At 62.1% G+C, this 20,439-nt stretch carries 24 protein-coding genes; 18 read left to right on the forward strand and 6 right to left on the reverse strand.

Annotated features, from left to right (window positions below):
- The first annotated feature begins 64 nt into the window (after positions 1–64).
- Genes I6I71_RS05035 through I6I71_RS05045 form a run of 3 tightly spaced genes read left to right on the forward strand, consistent with a single transcriptional unit; the run spans position 65 to position 2,162 of the window.
- On the forward strand, positions 65–379 hold the full coding sequence (locus tag I6I71_RS05035) for a hypothetical protein (protein ID WP_201822696.1): 315 nt from the start codon (positions 65–67) through the stop codon (positions 377–379).
- Positions 376–1,887 carry a superantigen-like protein SSL4 gene (locus tag I6I71_RS05040; RefSeq protein ID WP_201823744.1) on the forward strand — a complete coding sequence of 504 codons (1,512 nt, stop codon included), beginning with the start codon at positions 376–378 and terminating at the stop codon, positions 1,885–1,887. Before I6I71_RS05035 ends, I6I71_RS05040 begins: the two co-directional genes overlap by 4 nt.
- On the forward strand, positions 1,887–2,162 hold the full coding sequence (locus I6I71_RS05045) for a hypothetical protein (RefSeq protein WP_201822698.1): 276 nt from the start codon (positions 1,887–1,889) through the stop codon (positions 2,160–2,162). The genes I6I71_RS05040 and I6I71_RS05045 overlap by 1 nt, the downstream gene beginning before the upstream one ends.
- A 64-nt stretch (positions 2,163–2,226) precedes the next feature.
- Here I6I71_RS05045 and I6I71_RS05050 read toward each other — a convergent pair whose 3' ends face one another.
- Both I6I71_RS05050 and I6I71_RS05055 read right to left on the reverse strand, forming a co-directional pair.
- Positions 2,227–2,490 carry a hypothetical protein gene (locus I6I71_RS05050; protein WP_201822700.1) on the reverse strand — a complete coding sequence of 88 codons (264 nt, stop codon included), beginning with the start codon at positions 2,488–2,490 and terminating at the stop codon, positions 2,227–2,229.
- 279 nt (positions 2,491–2,769) lie between these two features.
- Entirely contained in the window at positions 2,770–3,624 is an 855-nt protein-coding gene (locus I6I71_RS05055) for a poly(ethylene terephthalate) hydrolase family protein (RefSeq protein WP_201822708.1), read from the reverse strand.
- A 61-nt stretch (positions 3,625–3,685) separates the two neighbouring features.
- Here I6I71_RS05055 and I6I71_RS05060 point away from each other — a divergent pair, with 61 nt between their 5' ends.
- From I6I71_RS05060 to groL, 10 genes are all read left to right on the forward strand, one after another.
- Positions 3,686–4,345, forward strand: a complete 660-nt coding sequence (locus tag I6I71_RS05060; RefSeq protein ID WP_052205335.1) for a hypothetical protein — start codon at positions 3,686–3,688, stop codon at positions 4,343–4,345.
- 7 nt (positions 4,346–4,352) lie between these two features.
- Positions 4,353–5,450 (forward strand): alanine racemase, encoded by a 1,098-nt coding sequence (alr, locus tag I6I71_RS05065; protein ID WP_201822710.1) that lies wholly within the window; start codon positions 4,353–4,355, stop codon positions 5,448–5,450.
- Between the two features lie 50 nt (positions 5,451–5,500).
- The gene (gene tsaE, locus I6I71_RS05070) at positions 5,501–6,001 is read left to right on the forward strand and encodes a tRNA (adenosine(37)-N6)-threonylcarbamoyltransferase complex ATPase subunit type 1 TsaE (RefSeq protein WP_201822718.1); all 501 of its coding nucleotides are present in this window, start codon (positions 5,501–5,503) and stop codon (positions 5,999–6,001) included.
- A gap of 10 nt (positions 6,002–6,011) precedes the next feature.
- Positions 6,012–6,515, forward strand: a complete 504-nt coding sequence (locus I6I71_RS05075; protein ID WP_201822720.1) for a hypothetical protein — start codon at positions 6,012–6,014, stop codon at positions 6,513–6,515.
- The gene (tsaB, locus tag I6I71_RS05080; RefSeq protein ID WP_201822728.1) at positions 6,515–7,150 is read left to right on the forward strand and encodes a tRNA (adenosine(37)-N6)-threonylcarbamoyltransferase complex dimerization subunit type 1 TsaB; all 636 of its coding nucleotides are present in this window, start codon (positions 6,515–6,517) and stop codon (positions 7,148–7,150) included. Before I6I71_RS05075 ends, tsaB begins: the two co-directional genes overlap by 1 nt.
- On the forward strand, positions 7,147–7,650 hold the full coding sequence (gene rimI / locus I6I71_RS05085; protein WP_201822735.1) for a ribosomal protein S18-alanine N-acetyltransferase: 504 nt from the start codon (positions 7,147–7,149) through the stop codon (positions 7,648–7,650). The genes tsaB and rimI overlap by 4 nt, the downstream gene beginning before the upstream one ends.
- The gene (gene tsaD / locus I6I71_RS05090) at positions 7,647–8,678 is read left to right on the forward strand and encodes a tRNA (adenosine(37)-N6)-threonylcarbamoyltransferase complex transferase subunit TsaD (protein ID WP_201822739.1); all 1,032 of its coding nucleotides are present in this window, start codon (positions 7,647–7,649) and stop codon (positions 8,676–8,678) included. The genes rimI and tsaD overlap by 4 nt, the downstream gene beginning before the upstream one ends.
- Before the next feature lie 111 nt (positions 8,679–8,789).
- Entirely contained in the window at positions 8,790–9,233 is a 444-nt protein-coding gene (locus tag I6I71_RS05095) for a hypothetical protein (RefSeq protein WP_101733863.1), read from the forward strand.
- Between the two features lie 161 nt (positions 9,234–9,394).
- Entirely contained in the window at positions 9,395–9,694 is a 300-nt protein-coding gene (gene groES, locus I6I71_RS05100) for a co-chaperone GroES (RefSeq protein ID WP_052205327.1), read from the forward strand.
- 15 nt (positions 9,695–9,709) lie between these two features.
- The gene (gene groL / locus I6I71_RS05105) at positions 9,710–11,335 is read left to right on the forward strand and encodes a chaperonin GroEL (RefSeq protein WP_201822741.1); all 1,626 of its coding nucleotides are present in this window, start codon (positions 9,710–9,712) and stop codon (positions 11,333–11,335) included.
- A gap of 108 nt (positions 11,336–11,443) precedes the next feature.
- Here the strand turns inward: groL and I6I71_RS05110 are convergent, their stop codons facing one another.
- Complete coding sequence (locus I6I71_RS05110) at positions 11,444–11,761, reverse strand: WhiB family transcriptional regulator (RefSeq protein ID WP_052205325.1); 318 nt, start codon at positions 11,759–11,761, stop codon at positions 11,444–11,446.
- Between the two features lie 285 nt (positions 11,762–12,046).
- On the opposite strand from I6I71_RS05110, the gene I6I71_RS05115 reads away from it, so the two are divergent.
- Both I6I71_RS05115 and I6I71_RS05120 read left to right on the forward strand, forming a co-directional pair.
- Complete coding sequence (locus I6I71_RS05115) at positions 12,047–12,667, forward strand: sigma-70 family RNA polymerase sigma factor (protein WP_070493720.1); 621 nt, start codon at positions 12,047–12,049, stop codon at positions 12,665–12,667.
- Complete coding sequence (locus I6I71_RS05120; protein ID WP_201822743.1) at positions 12,664–13,593, forward strand: hypothetical protein; 930 nt, start codon at positions 12,664–12,666, stop codon at positions 13,591–13,593. Before I6I71_RS05115 ends, I6I71_RS05120 begins: the two co-directional genes overlap by 4 nt.
- A gap of 44 nt (positions 13,594–13,637) precedes the next feature.
- Here the strand turns inward: I6I71_RS05120 and I6I71_RS05125 are convergent, their stop codons facing one another.
- Positions 13,638–14,000: a DUF5319 domain-containing protein gene (locus I6I71_RS05125; RefSeq protein ID WP_373270998.1), complete on the reverse strand. Its 363-nt coding sequence runs from the start codon at positions 13,998–14,000 to the stop codon at positions 13,638–13,640.
- Between the two features lie 87 nt (positions 14,001–14,087).
- Here I6I71_RS05125 and guaB point away from each other — a divergent pair, with 87 nt between their 5' ends.
- Both guaB and I6I71_RS05135 read left to right on the forward strand, forming a co-directional pair.
- A complete protein-coding gene (guaB, locus tag I6I71_RS05130) occupies positions 14,088–15,611 on the forward strand; it encodes an IMP dehydrogenase (protein WP_101733867.1) in 1,524 nt (507 codons plus the stop codon).
- 7 nt (positions 15,612–15,618) lie between these two features.
- Positions 15,619–16,779, forward strand: coding sequence for a GuaB3 family IMP dehydrogenase-related protein (locus tag I6I71_RS05135; protein ID WP_052205321.1), 1,161 nt, complete (start codon positions 15,619–15,621; stop codon positions 16,777–16,779).
- Between the two features lie 29 nt (positions 16,780–16,808).
- Here I6I71_RS05135 and I6I71_RS05140 read toward each other — a convergent pair whose 3' ends face one another.
- Entirely contained in the window at positions 16,809–17,687 is an 879-nt protein-coding gene (locus I6I71_RS05140) for an EamA family transporter (protein WP_236587399.1), read from the reverse strand.
- A 13-nt stretch (positions 17,688–17,700) separates the two neighbouring features.
- Here I6I71_RS05140 and guaA point away from each other — a divergent pair, with 13 nt between their 5' ends.
- The gene (guaA, locus tag I6I71_RS05145) at positions 17,701–19,302 is read left to right on the forward strand and encodes a glutamine-hydrolyzing GMP synthase (RefSeq protein ID WP_083278854.1); all 1,602 of its coding nucleotides are present in this window, start codon (positions 17,701–17,703) and stop codon (positions 19,300–19,302) included.
- 1 nt (position 19,303) lies between these two features.
- Here guaA and I6I71_RS05150 read toward each other — a convergent pair whose 3' ends face one another.
- On the reverse strand, positions 19,304–20,383 hold the full coding sequence (locus tag I6I71_RS05150; protein WP_201822746.1) for a PspC domain-containing protein: 1,080 nt from the start codon (positions 20,381–20,383) through the stop codon (positions 19,304–19,306).
- Positions 20,384–20,439: the final 56 nt, after the last annotated feature.

Raw genomic sequence — 20,439 nt, forward strand, 5'->3', positions numbered from 1 at the left:
CGGGCCTTTTTCGCAGTCTGAATATGAGGAAGGATTTTTCAATACCAGGATTGGGGGTTTACGCATGGAGGCACACTGGGGCCCGGAGCTTGATACAGACGAGCTGCGCTCACGCTTCAGCGCGGCGATGGCAACGTATGAAGAGACCGCGGCGCAACTGAACCGGGAAAAGGTAGACGTGCGCGCCGTTGATTTCGGCGAGGGGTTTGCTGCCCAGGGGGCGCGGATTGTGAGCGCACTGGAAACCCTCCACGGCATAACGCTGTCCTACCTTGATAACCGCAGGGGCACGTGGAACAGCATCTTGGCGTTGGTAGATGACGTAGAAAACCAGGATGGTTCTGGTGCCGCCGCGTTTGGCGGGGTGAGTGGGCTGTGAGTACGGCAACACATGGCAGCGTGCTGCTCACGCTTGGCCGAGAGATCAAAAACGTGGTGAGGTTGTTGGACAACTCGCCACAGGTGCGTGCTGATCAGCGTGCGCACGCAGCGTCATTGGCAGCGGATCTGATGCTGCTGCTGAACAAATCCGAGGGACAAGATTTGCGCACGTTTCTTGCCGCGGCAGATGCATTGCGCGGCATTGGGTTGGCGCTAGCACCGCAGGCGGGCCTGTTGCCAGAGCCTGGGTTTGCCAGGCGCTGGTTTGAAAACGAAGGCATCGCGGAGCGCGAGCGTACTGATGTGAAGTTGGAGAAGGAGCACTTTGCTCGTCGAGACGAGGTGGCTACCCGCATTGAGCAGTGCTGCTCCTGCATCGAAACGGTGCAGGAGTCCACGAAGGTTGGTGTGGAGCTGCTTCTCCAGCCACCTGCTGAGATGCTAAAGACGCTGCTGAGGGCGGGGTTTAGCAATCTCGTTCCGGCTGCCGCGGATTTGGTGATCAATGCAATGCGCGGCTCGGTTGAAACCTTGCAAGACTGCAACAACACGGTAGAAATCGCCCTGGATGAAATTGCGAACAATATCTGTACCGCCGCAGAGACTCAGCCTCAGGCACCGGTGCAGTATGGCAATTGTGCGTGCCCGCCTTCTGTGCCTGTGCTCAAGCCGGAACCCCAAGCAGACCCCTGCCCACAGCCGGCGCCTCAAGCAGATCCCTGCCCGACTTCGGCACCAGCGCCTGGACCGGCACCAGCGCCACAACCAGCTCCGGTGCCTGCACCACCACCGGCGCCGGAGGGCGGTGTCGCTGACGTAGCCAAGCAGGTGATCCCTACCTTGGAGAGGCTGACCCAGGTTGTGCCTGCTTCCGTGAATATGCCGGTGAATGTGCCAGTGAACCTGCAGTTTGATTTCACACTCAATGGCGGGATCAATACCAACGTGAATCTGGGGCAGGGGCTGGAAACCGTTGCTAGCTCTTTGACAAACACGGTGGGGTGCGACGTCACTTCCCAGTTCCAGCCGCAGCCTGCACCCGAGTGTGCACCGGCCAAGGTTGCTTGCGGCCCGCTTGGTCAGATGGGTGTCGCTGCGGTGCTGGGATGCATTGAGTTCTTCGCTGAAACACTGACCGAATCGGCGCACTGCGTCTGTGGTGAGCAGTGCTGCACGCCACCAGCACCTGAACCAACCCCTGAACCAACCCCGCCGCCTACCCCCGCTCCGGAGCCGACTCCTACGCCACCACCGGCGCCACCACCTGCGCCAACTCCGCAGCCGCCGGTGGGTGATGGGGTAATTACGCCTCCTCCACATCTAGCAGATGTGCCGGAACCGACACCTCCTCAGGAAAAACTTGGAATGATGAACACACAGGCTGCTTCACACAGCTCGGACACGGGGGGTCCACAAGAAACTTCGGCCCCTAAACCGGCACCGAATCAGCCGCACGTGCCAAACACGGACGAAAATTGGGGGAGCAAAAAGGTGGGTGAGTGGTAATGGATTTCGCCGAGTTTGCTGAAAAGTATCAGCGTCGTACTGCGAAACGGTTGCAGGACTTTGAGGCGGCGATCAAGGCCGCACAGCGCACAATGGAGGTCACTGCGCAGCAACATGCAATTGCACGCGAGCTGTATCCGCAGCGCCCTGTGTATATCCCGCGGGGGGATTACACCTTGCCGCGCAAACTGTATGAGAAACAAAGACGGGGCCAGGTGCGTTCGGTGCTACGGCGGGAAGGTCCCGGCACTGAGTCCGAAAAGCCAGACAGCTAAAGCCGGCTAGGTGTACTTCCTCGGAGGTTCGGGAGAGCCGGGTGAAAGAGGTCTGCAGCAGCGGTTAATGCTGGCGGCGGCCGTCCAGGGCGAATTCGACGAGGCTGGACCCGGGTACGGCCACCTTTTTCTCGACCGCCGTACACCAGCTGGTGGTGTCGGTGACAGGAACGTTGTTCTTACCAGCGATGGTGATGGCGTCGATAATGGCCGCCAGTGCCTGGTTGCGGGGCTGGGACTGGGTTTCCATGTGGCCGTCGAAATATTCATTGGCTTGGCTTGCGCTGCGCTTGCCCGGTCGCGCTCGGCTTGCTCTGGGCTTTTGCAATGTCTGCTAGTGGACGGCGGGATACTCCTAGCAGACAATGAAAACCGCCCTCCATTTCCCCAGGTGAAATGTGCAGACTTTCGGCCATTTTTGCGTTGTATGCTAGGAGCCCGTCCGCCCTCCTAGCAGATAAACGTTATGTCAAGTAGAAAGCGAGCAGAAGACAAGCAGAAGCCGACACAAGCAGGAGCAAGCAGAAGGCAATCAAAGGACAAGCAGAAGCCTGCGCGACGCCGGCTCAAGCCAGCTAGAACACAAGCCAGCTAGAACACAAGCCAGCTAGAACAGGGAGAACTTGCTGTCGTCGCGGGCGATGCCTGCGGCCTCAGCAAGGTCTTCACCGATGAGGGAGTCCACGTTCTTGCCGGTGGCTTCCGCATCCGAAAACGCGGCGTATTTCTTCTCGCCGGCAAGCTTGTGCAGCAAAAAGCCGGTGAGCAGTGCGCGGGTGGTTTCCTGGTTCTTCTTGTCATTAGAGCCAAGGCCCAGCAGGCGGATGCCCAGGCCGTCTTCGGAAAAGCCCTGCTGGGATGCTTTCTTTACCGTCCGGTAGGACACTTGGCCGGCCCAGTTGTAGGCAAGCTTGGCGGGGTTGCCGGGGTTGAACAGGGAGTTGGCGTCCTCGCCTGGGCCCACGATCATGCCGGGTACGTACACGCGGCGTGCCGCCTCGATTGCAGACGGTGCCACGTTTGCCGGGTAGAGGGGGGCCACTGCGCGAACCTTGTCGTTGCCAACTGCTGCGAGCACTGCTGCACCGCCGCCCATGCCGTGGCCGGCAAGCCCCAACTTGCCGGGGGAGACGGTGATCTCGCCGTCTCCCATGCGCACACCACCGAGGATCTGCAGTGTGGTTTCCAAATCTGCGGCAAAGCCAGCGTGATCAGGGCTCAAATCAGTTTCAGTATCAGGTGCCGCCACCACGATGCCCCAGCTGGCAAGGTGGCGAAGCGTCTCGGTGTACGCACCGATGTCGCGGCGCCAGTCGTGACCGAACGCTACCGCCGGCAGGTCCTTGCCTTTGGCAGGCGCGTAGACCTTGCCGGGCAGGCCGGTGTGGCCCAGGTCGCCCTCCATCACACGGTGTGGGCCGCGCTTGGACAGTTCTGAAAGTTGCTTCAAGTTCGCAGACACACGGGCAACTCTACTTGATTTGGCATATGTTTCTGCCGGAAAGCCGCGTAGGGTGGCATGGATGCTAGGCGCCTTATCACTTGCTTTTATTGACTCGGTCAACCTGCTGCTGATTGCAGTCATCGTGGCCGTGGGCATTGTGGCGCCTCGGGAAAACCGCAGATATGCCAAGGTCACAGGTCTGCTGATCGCGGGTGATTGGCTGGGGGTTGCATCGCTTGCGGCGCTGATGCTGCTGATTTTCGACGGCCTCGGTGACACCGTCCAACGCTTCGTCGAGGGCCCAGTGTTCGGCATTTTGCTGATTGTCACCGGCGTTGTCACTGGTCTTTTGGCGCTTCGGGGCGGGGATAACGCCGGTCTTGTGCAGAAGGTGATGGGGCCGTTGGCGGTGCCGTCGATAAGCACAGTGCTCACGGGTGTGGTGCTGGGGCTGGTGCAGTCGGCGACCTCGGTGCCGTTTTATGGCGGGCTGGCGCTGCTGTCGGCCGCTGGCATCGAGCCGGTGCAGCGCTACGCGGCGATTCCGCTGTACGCCACGGTTGCACTGTCGCTGCCCACGCTGTGTGCCCTGCTGGTGGGGTGGGTGCGCGCGAAGCCGAACTCTGCTGCCGGGCGCGCGTTTGCGTGGGCGCGCGCGAACCCAAAAACCGTGTCGCTGGCCGCAACGTGGGCGGTGTCGGTGATGCTGATCGCGCTCGGCGCGCTGCACCTGCTGTAATGAACGCATGAGTTTGACTGCTCGCATTGATCTTGACGCGATCGCGCACAACACCCGCTTGCTGAAACGCCAGGCAGGCGACGCGAATCTGGTGTGCATTGTCAAAGCAGACGCCTACAACCACGGGGTTGTGCGCTGCGTGCCGGTGATGGAAGCCAACGGTGCGGACGCCTTCGGGGTGGCCACGCTCGCCGAGGCCCGAGAGGTCCGCGCCCTCACCCGCCTGCCGGTGATGTGCTGGCTGTGGGACCCGAGCGACGACATCCCGGAAGGCATCGAGCTCGCTGCCCCCACGATGGAGCATTTGCTCAGGCTTATCGACGCCCCGTTTACCCCCACCACGTACCTCAAAGTGGAAACCGGCATGCATCGCTCCGGCTTTGATGAAAGCGCGTGGGATGAGGTCTTCGCCCTGGCGGCTGAGGCGGAGCAGGCCGGGCGCATCCGCGTCAAGGGGCTGATGAGCCACCTGGCCTATGCGGATAACCCGCAAGATCCCTACACCGATACGCAGGCGGAGCAGTTTCGTGCCGCAATCAACCGTGGGCGCGCAGCGGGTCTGGAGCTTTCCTGCAACCACCTGGCCAACACGGCGGCGACGTGGACGCGACCGGACCTGCACTTTGACCAGGTCCGCCCCGGGGTCAGCCTGTACGGCATAGATCCGATCGTTGGTGCAGGTACGGGTCAGGGTGCGAGTGCAGATAAGGGACTGCGTCCGGCGATGTCGTGGGTGGCGGACATTTTGGCGGTCAAGCGCATTGGCAAGGGCGACCCGGTCAGCTACGGGTTGACGTGGCACGCCCCGCGCGACGGTTTTACCGCTGTGGTTCCCGCTGGCTATGCCGATGGTGTGTCGCGTGCATGGCAGCCGCACCTGCAGATCACGGTGCGTGGCAAGCGTTACCCGGTGGTGGGGCGCGTGTGCATGGATCAGATGGTGATCTGGTTAGACGCCAACGAGGATGAGGTCACGGCTGGTGATGAGGCCGTGATCTTCGGCCCCGGCGGGATGAGCGCCACCGAGCTTGCCGGCCGCATTGGCACCATTGACTATGAGGTGTTGTGCTCACCGAAGGGCCGCACCCGCCGCGAGTACCGCTGACTGAACACTGTTGAAAGGCACTGTTGAAAGGCACTGTTGAAAGGAAATCCATGAAAGCATCATTTCCTGCCGAGGGCAGCCGCGTGTGTGAGGACGCAGCTGCAACGCAGGCGTTGGGCCGCGAACTGGGGGCCGCGCTGGAGGCCGGCGATGTGGTGATTTTGGACGGCCCACTGGGCGCCGGCAAAACCACCCTCACCCAGGGGATTGCTGCTGGCATGCAGGTTAAGGGCAGGGTGACAAGTCCGACGTTTGTGATTGCCCGCGAACATCGCTCCACCGTGGGCGGGCCCAACCTGGTGCACGTGGACGCCTACCGGTTGGTTGGTGAGGGCGGCAGCGGGGATCCGCTGGGGGAGCTGGATGCCCTGGATTTGGATACGGATTTGGACGGCGCGGTGGTTGTCGCCGAATGGGGCGGAGGGCTGGTGGAGCAGATCGCGTCGAAATACCTGCTTATCAAGCTGGATCGGGAAACGCTGTTTAAGCAAGACCCGGAATCTGAAGGCCGTGTGATCACCTGGTTCACTGCCTGTGGCGGCGGGTTGTAGGCTGGGGCGCATGCTGAATCTCTCCAACACGCAGCGCAATTGGGTTGTCCTTGCTGTCGCAGCCTGGATTGTTGCCCTTATCGGCCTGATTTTTATCCCGCAGTCTCGCCCTGAGGCGGCGGAGGTGAAGATCGCTCCGACCAACTCGTTGACCACCTCCCTTGAGGGGGCGCGACCCAACAGCGGTGCTGTTGTGGCAAACCTGGTCAACCCGGCCTTGGTCTATGACACCAATACGTACGCCGCTTACACCATCTTGTGCCCGAATGAGCCGCCAGAGTTGATCGACGCCAAGCTGGAGGCGTTTGAGCTTGATCCGACCCTGGATCTGAACGGCCGTTACGGCTACGTGTTGCTTTTGCCACACGATGTGGAGGCCCAGGTGGGACTGGACCAGGTTGCGTTGAATGACATTAATATCTGCAGCACCCCGCACACTGAGACCTACCCGATGGACGCTGGCATGCCGTTCTTCTACTCGGATGGCCAGTGGCAGCTGGGTATTGCGCAGTAATGCCTGATCCCAAGTTTGTTCTGACTATTGACACCGCGACGGCTGAGCTGGTCGTTGGTGTTGCAAAGCGTGGCAAAGATGGGGCGCTAACCGTTCTGGCGGAGTCCGCTCAGGCCACTCGTGCCCACAACGAGCTGCTGGTTCCTACCGTCGAGGCCATGCTGCAGGAAGCAGGCGTTACCTACGCGGACCTTGAAGCTGTGGTGGTTGGTTGCGGGCCTGGCCCGTTTACCGGCCTGAGGGTGGGCATGGCTTCAGCCTCCGCATTTGCGCAGGCGTTGAAGATTCCCGTCTACGGTGTGGTCACACACGATGCGACAGGGCTGACGGTTGATGCCCCCTCGTGTCTGGTGGTGACGGATGCGCGCCGTCGCGAGGTGTACTGGGCACACTATGAGCGCGGCACGCGCGTGGCGGGCCCTGACGTGTGCGCGCCTTCTGCTGTTGCTGTGGAGTCGGTCGACGTGCTCAGCTGCCCGGAGCATCTCCGTGATCAGCTGCAGGTCACAGCCGGCGAGGTCACCTACCTCGGCCCGCGCACAGCTGGCTTGGTTGCGGCCGCGGACTTCACTGCACCGCCGGCTCCGCTGGTGCCACTGTATCTGCGCAGGCCCGATGCGGTGCCACCCAAATGATCTTCAGGGAGCTTGTGCTTGACGACGCAACGCGGGTCGCCCACATCGAAGCCGACCTCTTTGCTAACGACAACCCATGGTCACGCGAGGCCTTTGTCGCCGAGTTTGCCGCCCCCCATACGTTTTATGTTGGGGCGTTTCTGCCCGGGAAAGAAGCCGGGGAGGAGCTTTTGGTCGGCTACGCGGGCCTAGCCATGCTGGGGCCTCGCAATGACCCAGAGTTTGAAGTACACACCATCGGTGTGGATCGCGCGCACCAAGGCAAAGGCATTGGGCGGGCGTTGATGGACCAGCTTGTGCACACTGCGGACCTTCTGGGTGGACCGATCTTTTTGGAGGTCCGCACCGACAACGCGCCCGCGATCGCACTGTATGAAAGCTACGGTTTTTACACCCTTGCCACCCGCAAGGCCTACTATCAGCCCTCTGGGGCGGATGCGTTTACCATGACCCGGCCTGCCACCACCCAGCCCGCTGCCACGAAAGGTGATTCCCAATGATTGTGCTTGGTATTGAGTCCTCGTGTGATGAGACGGGTGTGGGCATTGTGCGTCTGGAAGCAGACGGCACGATGACCATCCTTGCGGATAAGGTTGCGTCTTCTATGGAGGAGCACGCCGTTTTCGGTGGGGTGGTACCCGAGATCGCCTCGCGCGCCCACTTGGAGGCGATGCCGCAGGTGATGGAGGCCGCACTTGCAGAAGCAGGCATTGAAAAACCTGATGCGGTGGCGGCGACGGTGGGCCCGGGTCTTGCCGGGGCACTGTTGGTGGGTGCGTCCGCTGCGAAGGCGTACGCCGCCGCTTGGGGCGTGCCGTTTTACGGCGTCAACCACCTAGGCGGGCACGTTGCGGTGGCCAACCTGGACGGGGAAGGGGAGCTGCCGCACTCCATTGCGCTTTTGGTGTCCGGAGGTCATACGCAGCTGCTTGAGGTGGATGCCGTTGGCAAGCCCATGCGCGAGCTCGGTTCCACGCTTGATGACGCAGCTGGGGAAGCGTACGACAAGGTCGCGCGTCTTTTGGGGTTGGGGTATCCGGGAGGGCCGGTCGTGGATAAGCAAAGTGCCCTTGGAACGCCGAACATTGCCCTGCCGCGAGCATTGACCAAGGCTGAGGACATGCGCGGGGAGCACCGCTACAACTTTTCATTCTCTGGGCTCAAGACGGCGGTGGCGCGCTACGTGGAATCTGCCGAGGAGTATTCCGTGCCGGACGTGTGCGCATCCTTCCAAGAGGCGGTGTGTGACGTGCTGACCAAGAAAGCCGTGCTGGCCTGCGAGGACACTGGTGCGCGCACGCTGCTGTTGGGTGGCGGAGTTGCGGCGAACTCGCGACTGCGCGAGCTGGCAGAACAACGGTGCGCCGAGCGCGGGATTGAACTTCGCGTGCCACGGTTTCGCCTGTGCACGGATAACGGTGTGATGATCGCGGCGCTTGCCGCCCAGCTGATTCATGAGGGCGCGCAGCCCTCCGGGTTGGATGCGGCGACCGACACTTCGCTTGAGGTTGAGGTGCCGCTGGTCTAGCGCCAGATCTAGCGCCAGATGGCTGCCTGGAAAAGTTAGCGAGCGGGATTGCCTTTGTGCAGTTAGCCTGTTGTGGATTCATGCTTTGCCTGACTGCGAAAGGACCCCGCCATGCATGGAGACGACCAGCGTTTTGGCCTGCTTGTTAACCCGGATCTGACGTATCGACGCATTGTGTTCGACCTCGCAGACGCCAACCATTTCCTTGGCCCTGTGGTGCTTGACACGGTGCGTGTGGCGTTTATGGAGCAGGAAGAGGAGTTTGAGGCGATCTACTCGCCGTCCGCACGCGAGGACCGCGCGAAGCCGAACCCGGTTGCCTCCCTGGCGAAGAACCATGCAGCCACCGGCAACCCCAGCTTCTTGCAGGACCCGATGACCGCGATTTCCGGCCCGGTGATCTTCACCGGCCGCAAGGGCACCAGCATTAACGACGACATCGTGGAGGAGATCAAACAGACCATCCGCGCCGCACGCCACTACCGGGACGACAACCCGGAGGAGTTTCAGCTGTGGGAAAACGCGGTGCTCAACATGGGTGCACCGCAGGATTAGGGCTTGTTTGGGCGGCGTTGTTGTCACTTAGCACTCGCGACGGTAGAGTGCTAAACGGGTTGTCTCGAGCACAGTTGTTCACCCGCGACGACGGCTGCGCGACATGGGAATAACCGCAACATTTTCCAAACGCTTTAGAGACGAAAGGTCAAGTACCTATCATGGCAAACGTCAACATCCGCCCTCTCGACGACAAGGTTCTGGTGCAGATCGCCGAGGCTGAGACCACCACCGCATCCGGCCTGGTTATCCCGGACTCCGCTGCTGAGAAGCCGCAGGAGGCTGTCGTGGTTGCAGTCGGCCCGGGCCGTCTGGACGATAACGGCAACCGTGTGGCTCTGGATGTCAAGGAAGGCGACACCGTCGTGTTTGCCAAGTACGGCGGCACCGAGCTGAAGTACGGCGGTGAGGAGTACTTGCTCCTTTCCGCACGTGACCTGCTCGCTGTTATTGAGAAGTAAGGGGCTGCGCCCGATATGGCAAAACTGATCGCATTTGACCAGGAGGCCCGCGAGGGCATCCAGCGCGGCGTGGACACGCTCGCAGACGCGGTCAAGGTCACCCTCGGCCCCCGCGGCCGCAACGTGGTGCTGTCCAAGAGCTGGGGCGGCCCGACCGTGACCAATGACGGCGTGACCATCGCGCGCGACATTGATCTTGAGGATCCGTTTGAGAACCTCGGCGCCCAGCTGGTGAAGTCCGTTGCTGTGAAGACCAACGACATTGCTGGTGACGGCACCACCACCGCAACCCTGCTCGCGCAGGCGCTGGTGGCAGAAGGCCTGCGCAACGTGGCAGCTGGCGCGAACCCGATCGAGCTGAACAAGGGCATCCGTGCCGCAGCCGAGAAGGTTGTCCAGGAGCTGGTAAACCGCGCAACCGACGTGTCCTCCACCACGGAGATCGCGAACGTGGCCACCGTGTCCTCCCGCGACCCGGAGGTCGGCGAGATGGTCTCTGGCGCCATGGACAAGGTGGGCAAGGACGGTGTGGTTACCGTCGAGGAGTCCACCTCCATCGATTCCTACGTGGACCTGACCGAGGGCATCTCCTTTGACAAGGGCTTTTTGTCCCCGTACTTCATGACTGATCCGGACGCTGGCCAGGCCGTGCTTGAAGACGCACGTGTGCTGCTCGTCCGCAACAAGATCTCCTCCCTGCCGGACTTCCTGCCGGTGCTGGAGCAGGTGGCGGAGGCTAACGTTCCGCTGTTGATCATCGCTGAAGACATTGAGGGCGAGCCGCTGCAGACCCTGGTGGTTAACACCCTGCGCAAGACGCTGAAGGTTGTTGCAGTGAAGTCGCCGTACTTCGGTGAGCGCCGCAAGGCGTTCATGGATGACCTGGCAGTGGTCACCGCCGCCACGGTTATTGATCCGGAGGTTGGCGTGAACCTGAAGGACGCCACCGTGGAGCACATGGGCTCTGCCCGCCGCGTGACCGTGAACAAGGATGAGACCATCATTGTTGACGGTGCGGGTACCGCAGAGGCTGTGGAGGAGCGTCGTAACCAGCTGCGTCGTGACGTGGAAACCACCGACTCTTCCTGGGACAAGGAAAAGATCGAGGAGCGCCTTGCCAAGCTTTCCGGCGGCGTTGCCGTGATCCGCGTCGGTGCAGCCACCGAGACGGAGATGAACGAGCGCAAGCTGCGTGTCGAGGATGCCATCAACGCCGCGCGCGCCGCGGTCCAGGAGGGCATCATCGCCGGCGGTGGTTCCGCTTTGGTCCAGATTTCGAAGGAACTCGAGCAGTTCGCTGAGGAATTTGAGGGCGAGCAGAAGACCGGCGTCCTGGCCGTGTCTCGTGCCCTGACCAAGCCGGCATTCTGGATTGCTGAGAACGCTGGCCTTGATGGTGCCGTTGTCGTGTCCAAGACCGCAGAGATGCCGAACGGCTCCGGCTTCAATGCCGCAACCTTGGAGTACGGCGACCTGATTGAGCAGGGCATCATCGACCCGGTGAAGGTCACCCACTCCGCAGTGGTCAACGCTGCTTCCGTGGCTCGTATGATCCTGACCACCGAGGCTTCCGTTGTGACCAAGCCTGAAGAAGAGACTGCACCAGCTGCTGCTGGCGGCCACCACGGCCACATGCACTAGTTTCTACGGCTAAACGCCCAAGCTAAACGCTTAAGCCCCGCTCTTACTTCGGTATGAGCGGGGCTTTCGCCTTTCCCGGGGTGCTGGCGCCTTATCCGATGTTTGGGGCTACTTCGCGGATGCAGCCGCAGCAGGAACACGGGCGCCGCCGCGAGACTTGCGCAGAATTGCCTGGCGCTCCGACTCGCTCATGCCGCCCCAGATGCCGTAAGGCTCTGCCACGCGCAGTGCGTGCTCGCGGCACTGCGAGAGCACCGGGCACTGGAAGCAGATGGCCTTGGCGCGGTTTTCACGCTGTGCGCGGGCGCGGCCACGCTCCCCGTCGGGGTGGTAGAAGATCTCAGATGCTTCGCCTCGGCAGGCGCTGCGTAGCTGCCAATCCCAGAAGTCTGCGTTTGGTCCGGGCAGTGCGCTTGGCAGGGACATAGTCTTAGAGCTCCTTCAATCTGCTTTCGTACAGCCGATGTAGCAGTGTGGTCTGCTTTGGTAAACGGTTGGTGAAGCCGCGGTAACGGGCATCTTGCGCCATCGGTGTGCCCCCGTAAAAAATGCTTATGAGCAGTGGTTTTGTTAAAGGTTAAGGGTGGGTGAATTCGGGGAGAATTCTTATTTCCCAGGCGTTTTAGGCTCTTATGGGGCTACTGGGCTGGCCAGTTTTTCCTCGGCGCGGTTGCTGGTGTGAAAATAGAGACATCGGTACTGTGGCCGAAGATGTATTGCCCGGGACCACGGGTGAGCGAGGAAGAAAGGAGCGCTGTGTCCCAGCCTGATGCAGAGGATGAACTCACGCGCCTTGTTCCGCTTGCCGCCGCTGGGAACAAACGGGCACTGCAAAACGTCATCCGAATCGTTCACCCCCAGGTGCTGCGGTATGCCCGCGCACGCATCAGTGGTGGCCGGATGCCAACGGCTGAGGATGTGGCGCAGGAAATCTGCTTGGCCGTGGCAACGTCCATAGACAAGTACCAAGACATGGGCAAGCCGTTCATGGCATTCGTGTACGGCATTGCGTTTAACAAGGTTGCGGACGCACACCGCAGCCTTTTTAGAGACAAACTCACACCCACGGAAGAGGTGCCGGATGCTGTTGATACCGGCGCTACCCCCGAAATGTTTGCGCTGGAAGCAGACGGTAGTAACCAAATTAGGGTTTTGCTCGATGAACTAGGTGACAAGGCTCGAGACATCATTATCTTGCGGGTGTTCGTGGGCCTGTCCGCAGAAGAGACAGCTGAGGCCGTGGGGTCTACCCCCGGGGCCGTGCGAGTTGCCCAACACCGGGCACTGGCAAAGCTGCGCGAGGCTTTGGAAGAACAGGACCGGGATCAATGACAGGCCGCGATAAGGGTCAGTTTGATAATGATGCGACGCAGGTTGAACACGTCAATGACACTGACGCGTTCCTCGACGCGCTTGGCCGCGGCGTTGACCCCTCCGATGGGGAAGACCCGCTTGCTGGGTTGTTTTTGGAACTGCGGGCGGAGGTTGAACAGTCGATGCCGGACGCGCCCAGCGTTGAGCACGTGTCCGCGCCGAAGCTCACGGCGATCAACGGGGGCCGCACCGAGGCCACCACTAAGAGGCGTACCTCCGGCGGGAGCGCTCCTCGCAAGCAGATGAACCCGTGGGCCGCTGGCCTCATTGGCGCTGCCGCAGCGTCGGCGATGGTCGTCGGTGGAGGTGTGGCGTTTTTGGATCTGGAGCAGGACTCGGCGTTGCGGGAGACGTCGACAAGCATGAGCCCCAACAACACCGCAGCCATCGAGCTTGCCTCCACCCTGGAGGAAATCCAGGTGGCTAGCCAGGGCGGTGATGCGGACTACCTTGAGCAGCTGCTGATCCAGGCGCGGGAACTGGCAGAGGCGATGGCGGCGGACGGCGCGAACACGCAGCCTGCGGAGGAGCACGTGAAGCGGGAGGAGAAGCCGGCGGAGCCTCCGCACACCGTCACTGAAACTGTGACCGTGGCTGTGACCGTGACGCAGACAGAGACGGTGAAGCAGCCTGTGTCTTCCTCGCACACGGTTAGCCCAAGCCCGTCGACGCCGACGTCGACCCAGCCTGGCCAGTCGGGCCAGCCGGGTGAGCCTGGTCAGTCGCAAGATCAGCAAAGCCCACAGCCCGAAGGCCAGCCGGGCCAGCCTGGCCAGCAGCAGCCGGGGCAGGGCGCGGCGCAGAACCCGCAGCCGGAGGGGCAACCTGGCCACCCAGGAAGCGTGACGGTGCCGCCAGTGGTGCCGGCAACCCCGGGGCAGTAGCCCGAATAAGCCCGGGCTCAAAAACCCAGGCTGAAGAGCCCCAGCTAGCGCCCGCGGGCGTCAAGCCCGTCGAGGAAGCCCATGGCGTAATCCCAAGGCACGTACGCCTCAACGTTGGGGCGCGCGCTGGGTTCATGCACCGGGGGTAGCTCACCACGCAGCGTTGAGAGCATGTTCTGCTCCATGATTTCCCAGTCGTAGTAGTGCATCTGCTCGCAGTCTTCGCACTGGAAGAAGATTCCCTGGATGCCGCGTGGGCGCAGGCGGAGTTTACATTCGCGCACGTGTCCTAGGTCTTGGAGGACTTCGGCGCGTTCTTGGTCACTAAGTGGCTCGAACGGCTCGTCATCTTCGATGAACGATGCCGGGTCGTTCGGGTCATCCGCGAACGGGTCGAGTGGCATCATGTCGTCGTAGTTCACGAAGACCAGACTAGCCGCTAAAGAAAAGAAGCCGACTATGCCCCTGACCCTTACTTCTAATATCATGGCGACATGGCAAATGAGCGTGTACTAACTGGTGGCGATGATCCGGAAAAAGTCCTCCTTCGAGGCTTGACGTTTGATGATGTGCTGCTGCTCCCCGCGGAGTCGCACATCGTCCCTTCTGAGGTGTCTACCTCGACGCAACTCACCCGCAACATTTCGTTGCGTATTCCGATTGCGTCGGCGGCGATGGACACGGTGACTGAGTCGCGAATGGCGATCGCCATGGCGCGCCAGGGTGGTATTGGTGTGCTGCACCGCAACTTGAGCGCGCAGGAGCAGGCGGAGCAGGTTGACATTGTGAAGCGCTCCGAGTCTGGCATGGTCACCAACCCGGTGACGGCCACCCCGGAGATGACGCTGGCTGATGTGGACGCGCTGTGTGCACGTTTCCGTATCTCTGGTCTGCCGGTGGTGGATGATGCGGGCAAGCTGGCTGGCATCATCACGAACCGTGACATGCGTTTTGAGCGGGACTTTAGCCGCAAGGTCGCTGAGGTAATGACCCCGATGCCGCTGGTGGTTGCACGCGAGGGCGTGAGCAAGGAAGAGGCGCTGAACCTGCTGTCCGCCAACAAGGTGGAGAAGCTGCCGATCGTGGCTGCAGATGGCACGCTTGCTGGCCTGATCACCGTGAAGGATTTTGTGAAGAGTGAGCAGTACCCGTTGGCGTCGAAGGACGCTGAGGGTCGCTTGCTGGTCGCCGCCGGTGTGGGCACCGGTGAGGATTCCTACGATCGCGCGGGCCTGTTGGTTGAGGCCGGCGTGAACGCGCTTGTGGTGGATTCCGCGCACGCACACAACAACCGCGTGCTGGAGATGGTCTCCCGCGTGAAGAAGGACTTCGGCGACCGTGTTGATGTGATTGGCGGCAACCTGGCTACCCGTTCTGCGGCGCAGGCGATGGTTGATGCTGGCGCGGACGCGATCAAGGTTGGCATCGGCCCAGGCTCCATCTGCACCACGCGCGTGGTTGCTGGTGTTGGCGCGCCGCAGATCACGGCGATTCTGGAGGCGTCGGTGCCGGCAAAGAAGGCGGGTGTGCCGATTATTGCTGATGGTGGCATGCAGCACTCTGGTGATGTGGCGAAGGCGCTGGCGGCGGGTGCGTCGTCAGTCATGCTGGGCTCCATGCTTGCTGGTACCGCGGAGGCTCCGGGCGAGATCGTTGTGGTTGGTGGCAAGCAGTACAAGCGCTACCGCGGCATGGGCTCCATGGGCGCGATGCAGGGCCGTGGCCTGACGGGTGAGAAGCGTTCCTTCTCCAAGGACCGCTACTTCCAGGCTGACGTTGCTAGCGAGGACAAGCTGGTGCCGGAGGGTATCGAGGGCCGCGTGCCGTACCGCGGCGAGCTGGATGCCATCACACACCAGATCGTTGGCGGCCTGCGCGCGGCGATGGGCTACACCGGTGCCGCAACGATTGAAGAGCTGCAGACGAAGCAGTTTGTACAGATCACTACGGCTGGCTTGCGTGAGTCGCACCCGCACGACATCACGCAGACCGTCGAGGCCCCGAACTACCGCGGCTAGGAGCATCATGCGCGAGATTGTAGAAATTGGTATTGGCCGGGACGCTCGTAGGGCTTTTTCGCTTGACGACGTCACGTTGGTCCCCACCCGCCGCACCCGCTCGTCCAAGGACGTTGACACCACGTGGCATGTGGATGCGTACACCTTTGACGCCCCGATCATTTCGTACCCGACGGATGCGTTGGCAAGCCCGGAGTTTGTCATTGAGATGGGCAAGCAGGGCGGCCTGGGTGTGATTGACGCTGAGGGTCTGTGGGGGCGCAGCGCCTCCATCCCAGACGCGATTGCGGAGGTCACCGGTAAGACGCAGTACCCGGAGACGATGAACTCCCGGAAGGACTACCTGGAGTACGAGGCGTCGAAGACGCAGGCTGTGGAGACGTTGCAGCGTCTGCACGCGCAGGCGTTGGATACTGATCTGCTGACGGAGCGTATCCGCCAGGTGCGTGACTCTGGGGTGACCGTTGCGGTGCGTGTGAGCCCGCAGAACGCCCGTGAGCTGGCGCCTGTGGTGATTGCGGCAGGCGCAGAGCTCCTGTTCATCCAGGGTTCGCTGGTGTCCGCGGAGCACGTGCAGCAGGGCGGGGAGCCGCTGAACTTGAAGGAGTTCGTCGGCTCGCTTGAGGTGCCGGTGATCGCAGGCGGCGTTTATGACTACTCCACGGCGATGCACCTGATGCGCGCTGGCGTGGCCGGTGTGATTGTGGGCAGCGGTAGCGCTGGCCTGGAGGGCATCGGCGTTCCGTTGGCCACCGCGATTGCAGATGTCGCGGCGGCACGGCGCGACTACCTGGATGAGACCGAGGGTCGTTACGTACACATCGTGGCTAACGGCGATGTAAACACGGCGGGCCAGATTGCTGTGGCGCTGGCGTGTGGCGCTGACGCCATGATGGTTGGCCGCCCGCTGGCGTGCGCCGAGGAGGCCGCAGCCCAAGGCTCTTATTGGGAGCCACAGGCAGCGCACCCGCGCAACCCGCGCGGTGGCATTCAGGTGGATTTTTCAGAAAATCACTACCCGCTTGAGGTGGTCCTGCATGGTCCTTCCAATGACGCCTGGGGCACCTTGAACCTCATTGGTGGCCTGCGCCGAATCATGGCCAAGTGTGGCTTTACCACGGTCAAGGCCTTCCAGAAGGCGCAGCTGGCGGTTCGGCCGACCATTTAGTGGCCAGGTAGTGGCCCTGTGCGGGGCCGCTACCTGCGGCGCCGGGTGCGCCGCCCACCCAAGGTCTGGTTGACAGACGCCAAGATCACCAGCACGATTGCGGCGACCTTGAGCAGGCTTGGGCTTTGCGCAAGCACAAGCCAGCCGATGACGGCAGCAAACGCTGGCTCCAGGGCGATGAAAATGGCGAACACGTTCGGCTGGAGCTGGCGCATGGCGATCAGCTCCAGCGAATAGGGGATCAAAGACGCCAAGATCGCCGTACCGATGGCTAACCAGAGCAGCGAAAAGTCCGTGAGAATGACAACGGAGCCGCGCCAACCCAACGGCATCAGGATTAACCCGCCCACGGCAAGCGACACCGCAAGGCCACCCTGGCCGGGCACCAACGCACCGGCGTGCTTGTTCGCCATGATGTAGCCCGCCCAAAACACGCCGGCGATGAGGATGTAGACAACGCCTTGGGGATCCAGCGGGTCGCCCGTCAAAGAGTCCACGGCCAGAAGGGCCATGCCGATCATGGCGAGGGCGACGGAGGTGGCGTCGCGAAGCGAGCGCGAAAGCACCGCCGCAAGCAGCAAGGGGCCCAAAAACTCGATGGTCACCGCGGTGCCTAGGGGGATGGTGGAAATGCCGGCGTAGAACGAGCCGTTCATCCCACCCATGGTTAGCCCCAGCAGGCACACGCCGCGCCACTGGGCGGCGCTCCACTCCCAGAAACGCGGACGCGAGAGAGCGAAGAGGATAACCGCGGCGATCAGCAGGCGCAGCGATGCCGTGGCCCACGTACCAGCCGCCGGAAACAGTTGCGTAGCAAGAGCTGCTCCGAACTGCAACGACAAGCATGAACCAAGAATGCAAGCAATGGCCATACCCTGCGGCGGGGTAGAAGGGCGGACAGTTTTCATGCATGGATTATGCATGGCCAGTACACGTCTGGGGGATCAGGGGTGGCATCAGTTAGTATTTGAAACCGTGAGACCTGTACTTGTAGTGGACTTTGGCGCGCAATACGCGCAGCTCATCGCGCGGCGCGTGCGTGAGGCGAACGTGTACTCGGAGGTGGTTCCCTCCACCATCACGGCAGAAGAGCTTAAAGCGAAGGATCCGGTGGCACTCGTGCTCTCCGGCGGCCCGTCTTCGGTGTACGCCGAGGGCGCCCCGCAGCTGGATCCGGAGATCTTTGAGCTGGGTCTGCCTATCTTTGGTATTTGCTACGGCTTCCAGGTGATGACGCAGGCGCTGGGTGGCGAGGTTGCCAAGACCGGCTCCCGCGAATACGGCCGCACGGCGATGGCTGTCAAGGGCGGCGTGCTGCACGCTGGTCTGGATGAGCACCCAGTGTGGATGTCGCACGGCGATTCCGTGACGCGCGCACCGGAAGGCTTCGAGGTCACCGCGTCTACCCCGGGCGCGCCGGTTGCTGCGTTTGAGAACGTAGAGCGCAAGTTCGCCGGCGTGCAGTACCACCCGGAAGTCATGCACTCCCCGCACGGCCAGGAGGTGCTGACCCGCTTCCTCACCGAGATCGCTGGCCTGGAGCAGAACTGGACGGCGTCCAACATTGCGGAGCAGCTCATTGAGCAGGTTCGCACCCAGGTTGGGGACGGCTACGCGATCTGTGGCCTTTCCGGTGGTGTGGATTCCGCAGTTGCTGCCGCGCTGGTGCAGCGCGCGATCGGTGACCGTTTGACCTGTGTGTTCGTGGACCATGGCTTGCTGCGCCAGGGCGAGCGCGAGCAGGTGGAGACCGACTTTGTTGCCGCAACCGGCGCGAAGCTGGTGACGGTGGATGAGCGCAAGGCATTCCTGGACAAGCTGGCCGGTGTGACCGAGCCGGAAGCGAAGCGCAAGGCGATCGGTGCGGAGTTCATCCGCTCCTTCGAGCGCGCTGTTTCCGGGATTCTTGCAGAATCCGGAAACGAGAAAAACGTGGACTACCTGGTGCAGGGCACCCTGTACCCGGACGTTGTGGAGTCCGGCGGCGGCACCGGTACCGCCAACATTAAGAGCCACCACAACGTGGGTGGCCTGCCGGATGACGTGGAGTTCGAGCTGGTTGAGCCGCTTCGCCTGCTGTTTAAGGACGAGGTCCGCGCCGTTGGCCGCGAGCTCGGCCTGCCCGAGGTGATTGTGAACCGCCAGCCGTTCCCGGGCCCGGGCCTGGGTATCCGCATTATTGGCGAGGTCACCGAGGAACGCCTGGAAACCCTTCGCGCCGCTGATGCGATTGCTCGCGAGGAGCTGACCAAGGCTGGCCTGGATGACCAGATCTGGCAGTGCCCGGTGGTCCTGCTGGCTGATGTGCGCTCGGTGGGCGTTCAGGGCGACGGCCGCACCTACGGCCACCCGATCGTGCTGCGCCCCGTTACCTCTGAGGACGCGATGACCGCGGACTGGGTGCGCATCCCGTACGAGACGCTTGAGGTGATCTCCACCCGTATCACCAACGAGGTGGCTGATGTCAACCGCGTGGTGTTGGACGTGACGTCCAAGCCGCCGGGGACCATCGAGTGGGAGTAATTCAGTTTTCCTCGCCCGCGTTCTCGCGGGCGTAGTACGCGGACACGGATCCGACGCGCTGCGTCACGTTAATCGTGAGCAGTGCGCCGTCCTTGTCCGCGTTTTGTCGTTCTTCGGGGCATGCGGCCTCGCCGATGTTCACCTTGCAGGTGATGTCAACCGGGACGTTTTGCGGCAGGATGATGTCGGTTCTGCCGATGTTGTTCGCAATGTTGACCGTTTTCGGCTCACTCAGCGGTTCGAGATCGGTGAAGTCGATGTAGGACTCGCCGATGAAGCCGCTGGTGCCCATTTGGTCTGGTAGCTCGTCGACGTCGTACACGGTGATGTACGCGCTGCCGAAGCGGCTGTAATTGCCAAGTCGCAATTCGCTGGTGACCCCCAGCGCAAACACCGTTGCCGTTGTCAGCACCAGCGTGACGGGGACCCACAGCCAGTAGCGCTTCTTTGCTTGCGCACGCTCCGGTGCCGGCTCGACTGGGTCCGGCAGGTGCCACAGGCCCGGTGCCGCACCGAGTGGGTCCCATGCCGGTGGTTTCTGCCCGGGGTGTTCGTAGCCCTCCGGCACGGTCAGGTGGGAGGTATCCACGGCAGGGCCTTCGCTTGCCGACGCCGCCTCGCCCCCCACCACCAACAACCCCGCCGGCGCCTCCGGCTGTCGCTGGTAGGCGAGGTACCAGCCGAGCGCGAAGAGCACGAAGGTAACCAAGACTCCTCGCATGTCGCTAGCTACAGCAACGGACGGGAAGAAGATGACAAGGCCAACGAGCAGCAGCCAGCCGGTATCGCGCTCTTTCTTCTCAATCTTGGTCAGCTGATCTTTCGGAGTGGAAATCGCGTTTGCCGGTGTGCGGGTTAGCCCGAAGCGGGGCATGTTGATCCAGCACAATAGGTAGAGGAACAGACCGCCGCCGAAGGCGAAAGACAAAACGACAAACAGGACGCGGATCAGCGTTGGGTCGATTTGGAAGCGGGCACCGATGCCTTCGCAGACACCAGCGATGACGGCTTTGCCGCCTTGGTCTTGAGGGATGCGGGGTGGGCGGGTCTCCCACATGCGTTTCAGTGTGTTGGTTTCCATGGCTTCTATTGTTGTGAGCCAACGCCTGGCACGGTATCGGGTATGACCCTGATTTT

The organism is Corynebacterium riegelii (genome assembly GCF_016728505.1).
In the GTDB taxonomy this organism is placed as follows: Bacteria; Actinomycetota; Actinomycetes; order Mycobacteriales; family Mycobacteriaceae; genus Corynebacterium; species Corynebacterium riegelii.

What these genes read in the sequence shown, in the direction of transcription:
- I6I71_RS05035 (WP_201822696.1), top strand. Translation starts at nt 65, where the DNA reads ATGGAGGCACACTGGGGCCCGGAGCTTGATACAGACGAGCTGCGCTCA.
- I6I71_RS05045 (WP_201822698.1), top strand. Translation starts at nt 1,887, where the DNA reads ATGGATTTCGCCGAGTTTGCTGAAAAGTATCAGCGTCGTACTGCGAAA.
- I6I71_RS05060 (WP_052205335.1), top strand. Translation starts at nt 3,686, where the DNA reads ATGCTAGGCGCCTTATCACTTGCTTTTATTGACTCGGTCAACCTGCTG.
- alr (WP_201822710.1), top strand. Translation starts at nt 4,353, where the DNA reads ATGAGTTTGACTGCTCGCATTGATCTTGACGCGATCGCGCACAACACC.
- tsaE (WP_201822718.1), top strand. Translation starts at nt 5,501, where the DNA reads ATGAAAGCATCATTTCCTGCCGAGGGCAGCCGCGTGTGTGAGGACGCA.
- I6I71_RS05075 (WP_201822720.1), top strand. Translation starts at nt 6,012, where the DNA reads ATGCTGAATCTCTCCAACACGCAGCGCAATTGGGTTGTCCTTGCTGTC.
- tsaB (WP_201822728.1), top strand. Translation starts at nt 6,515, where the DNA reads ATGCCTGATCCCAAGTTTGTTCTGACTATTGACACCGCGACGGCTGAG.
- rimI (WP_201822735.1), top strand. Translation starts at nt 7,147, where the DNA reads ATGATCTTCAGGGAGCTTGTGCTTGACGACGCAACGCGGGTCGCCCAC.
- tsaD (WP_201822739.1), top strand. Translation starts at nt 7,647, where the DNA reads ATGATTGTGCTTGGTATTGAGTCCTCGTGTGATGAGACGGGTGTGGGC.
- I6I71_RS05095 (WP_101733863.1), top strand. Translation starts at nt 8,790, where the DNA reads ATGCATGGAGACGACCAGCGTTTTGGCCTGCTTGTTAACCCGGATCTG.
- groES (WP_052205327.1), top strand. Translation starts at nt 9,395, where the DNA reads ATGGCAAACGTCAACATCCGCCCTCTCGACGACAAGGTTCTGGTGCAG.
- groL (WP_201822741.1), top strand. Translation starts at nt 9,710, where the DNA reads ATGGCAAAACTGATCGCATTTGACCAGGAGGCCCGCGAGGGCATCCAG.
- I6I71_RS05110 (WP_052205325.1), bottom strand. Translation starts at nt 11,761, where the DNA reads ATGTCCCTGCCAAGCGCACTGCCCGGACCAAACGCAGACTTCTGGGAT.
- I6I71_RS05115 (WP_070493720.1), top strand. Translation starts at nt 12,047, where the DNA reads ATGTATTGCCCGGGACCACGGGTGAGCGAGGAAGAAAGGAGCGCTGTG.
- I6I71_RS05120 (WP_201822743.1), top strand. Translation starts at nt 12,664, where the DNA reads ATGACAGGCCGCGATAAGGGTCAGTTTGATAATGATGCGACGCAGGTT.
- I6I71_RS05125 (WP_373270998.1), bottom strand. Translation starts at nt 14,000, where the DNA reads ATGATGCCACTCGACCCGTTCGCGGATGACCCGAACGACCCGGCATCG.
- guaB (WP_101733867.1), top strand. Translation starts at nt 14,088, where the DNA reads ATGGCAAATGAGCGTGTACTAACTGGTGGCGATGATCCGGAAAAAGTC.
- I6I71_RS05135 (WP_052205321.1), top strand. Translation starts at nt 15,619, where the DNA reads ATGCGCGAGATTGTAGAAATTGGTATTGGCCGGGACGCTCGTAGGGCT.
- I6I71_RS05140 (WP_236587399.1), bottom strand. Translation starts at nt 17,687, where the DNA reads ATGAAAACTGTCCGCCCTTCTACCCCGCCGCAGGGTATGGCCATTGCT.
- guaA (WP_083278854.1), top strand. Translation starts at nt 17,701, where the DNA reads ATGGCCAGTACACGTCTGGGGGATCAGGGGTGGCATCAGTTAGTATTT.
- I6I71_RS05150 (WP_201822746.1), bottom strand. Translation starts at nt 20,383, where the DNA reads ATGGAAACCAACACACTGAAACGCATGTGGGAGACCCGCCCACCCCGC.